Source organism: Streptomyces sp. NPDC006265 (genome assembly GCF_040613555.1).
GTDB lineage: Bacteria > Actinomycetota > Actinomycetes > Streptomycetales > Streptomycetaceae > Streptomyces.
The window spans coordinates 1-1,920 of the sequence record NZ_JBEXSH010001252.1 but is presented as its reverse complement, the minus strand read 5'-3'; the positions used below and the strand labels follow the sequence as shown (position 1 = coordinate 1,920).

The following is a 1,920-nucleotide window of genomic DNA, read 5'->3' as shown; positions in this document are numbered from 1 at the left end:
CGACACATGACGGCACCTGGGGCCGTGCGGGTTCGCCACCCCGGGATCGTCGAGGGCGGCCCGCGGCCTCGTGCCGCACTCGTCAACGGCCGACCGGCCTGACGGCGCGGGCGGGCCTCCTGGCCGGAACGATCGCAGCAAGCTACCAGGGCCCGTCAAGAGCCCCGGGGTGCGCCTCTCACCAGGAGGACTTGCGCACCCCGGGCAGGTACCCCGCGTGCGCCTGCTCCCGCAGACTCACCCGGGACAGCCCGAACGCCCGGAAGTAGCCGCGCGGCCGACCGTCGACGCTGTCGCGGTTGCGCACGCGCGTGGCGCTCGCGTCGCGCGGCTGCCTGCGCAGCTCCGCCTGTGCGGCGAGCCGTTCGGTCTCCGTCGACGACGGCCGCCGGATGATCTCCTTCAGCTCGGCCCGCCGGGCGGCGTACCGCGCGACGACCTCCTGCCGCCTGTCGTTCTTCGCGATCTTGCTCTTCTTGGCCATCAGATCCTCACTCCCCGGGCGCGGATCCGGGCGACGGCGGCCTCGATCCCGATCGTGTCGACGGTCTTGATCCCCCGGGTGCTGAGCCGGAGCCGTACGTGCCGGCCCTCGCTCGGCAGCCAGTAGCGCTTGGACTGGATGTTGGGGTCGAACCGGCGCGACGTGCGCCGGTGGGAGTGCGAGATGCGGTTGCCGAAGCCCGGCCGGGTGCCGGTCAGCATGCAGTGCGCGGACATGGGTGGTGACGTACCTCTCTGCCTCAGGTGGTGGAAATGGATTTCATTTTCAGTATCATAGCGGCATGGCACGCAACGAGCTCCGTCCGGTCATCAAGCTCCGGTCCACCGCCGGGACCGGCTTCACCTACGTGACCCGCAAGAACCGCCGCAACGACCCGGACCGCATGACCCTGCGCAAGTTCGATCCGATCGCCGGCCGCCACGTCGACTTCCGAGAGGAGCGCTGACCATGCGCCAGGGAATCCACCCGGAGTACGGGCCCGTCGTCTTCCGCGACCGTGCCGCGAACTACGCCTTCCTCACCCGCTCGACCCTTTCCGCCAGGGCGAGCGAGAAGACCGTCGAGTGGGAGGACGGCAACACCTACCCGGTCGTCGACGTCGAGATCTCCGACGTGAGCCACCCCTTCTACACCGGCACGGCGCGTGTCCTGGACACCGCCGGCCGCGTGGAGCGCTTCGAGCGCCGGTACGGAAAGAAGGGCTGATCCCGTGGCTGTCCCTCCTGGGCTCCCCGTCGTGATCGTCGGCGGGCTGCACGCCGACGCCCGCAGGGCGGCCGTCGCGCAGTTGCTCGCCGACGTCCCCGGCAGTGTCGTCCTCCACCACGACCTGGCGACGGCCGCCGCGGGCACGGTCGTACGGACCATCAGGGACGCCTCCGGCATCCTCGACGCGGGGGAGGCGCCGCTGGTCAACGACTGCGCGTGCTGCGCCCTGCGCGAGGACCTGGTGCCGGAGCTGGAACGGCTGCGGGACGCCGGCGGCACCCGGCTCGCCGTCGTCGAGCTGTGGGACTCGGTCGAGCCCAAGGCCATGGCCGAGGTCGTCACGGCCGGCGGGCTCACCGTCACCGGCGTGGTCACCGCCGTCGACCCGGCCCTGGTCCTGCCGTACCTCGGCAACGGCGACGACCTGGCCGACGGCGGACTCGCCGCGGCTGCCACCGACCAGCGCACGGTCGCCGACACCTTCGCGCGCCAGCTGGAGTACGCCCCCGTCCTCGCGGTCGCCGACTCCCCGGTCGCCGACTCCCCGGAGGCCGACGACGAGGACCGCGAACTGCTCGCGCAGCTGCACCCGACGGCCCGCCAGGTCCCGATCGGCCGGGGAGCCTCCGCAGATCCGGTCGACGACGCTCTGACGGTGCCGACCCCACGCCGGGGTCCGCTTTCCCTCCTGGGCCAGGCCGCCCTGG

General features: G+C 72.2%; 5 protein-coding genes. 3 read left to right on the top strand and 2 right to left on the bottom strand.

The features are described from left to right. Window positions 1-178 precede the first annotated feature (178 nt). Both rpsN and rpmB read right to left on the bottom strand, forming a co-directional pair. A complete protein-coding gene (gene rpsN, locus ABZ281_RS47720) occupies window positions 179-484 on the bottom strand; it encodes a 30S ribosomal protein S14 (protein WP_356664920.1) in 306 nt (101 codons plus the stop codon). Continuing rightward, the gene (gene rpmB, locus ABZ281_RS47715) at window positions 484-720 is read right to left on the bottom strand and encodes a 50S ribosomal protein L28 (protein WP_356664918.1); all 237 of its coding nucleotides are present in this window, start codon (window positions 718-720) and stop codon (window positions 484-486) included. Before rpmB ends, rpsN begins: the two co-directional genes overlap by 1 nt. A 65-nt stretch (window positions 721-785) precedes the next feature. Between rpmB and rpmG the strand changes: the two genes are divergently transcribed. From rpmG to ABZ281_RS47700, 3 genes are all read left to right on the top strand, one after another. Continuing rightward, window positions 786-950, top strand: coding sequence for a 50S ribosomal protein L33 (gene rpmG, locus ABZ281_RS47710; protein WP_356664916.1), 165 nt, complete (start codon window positions 786-788; stop codon window positions 948-950). Between the two features lie 2 nt (window positions 951-952). After that, a complete protein-coding gene (locus ABZ281_RS47705; protein ID WP_298561931.1) occupies window positions 953-1,210 on the top strand; it encodes a type B 50S ribosomal protein L31 in 258 nt (85 codons plus the stop codon). Window positions 1,211-1,214: 4 nt separating this feature from the next. After that, the coding region (locus ABZ281_RS47700; protein ID WP_356664914.1) for a GTP-binding protein at window positions 1,215-1,920 on the top strand (706 nt) is incomplete at its 3' end.

Bases quoted from the DNA above. Each gene is read 5' to 3' on its own strand.
- rpsN (WP_356664920.1), bottom strand. From the start codon at position 484: ATGGCCAAGAAGAGCAAGATCGCGAAGAACGACAGGCGGCAGGAGGTC.
- rpmB (WP_356664918.1), bottom strand. From the start codon at position 720: ATGTCCGCGCACTGCATGCTGACCGGCACCCGGCCGGGCTTCGGCAAC.
- ABZ281_RS47705 (WP_298561931.1), top strand. From the start codon at position 953: ATGCGCCAGGGAATCCACCCGGAGTACGGGCCCGTCGTCTTCCGCGAC.
- rpmG (WP_356664916.1), top strand. From the start codon at position 786: ATGGCACGCAACGAGCTCCGTCCGGTCATCAAGCTCCGGTCCACCGCC.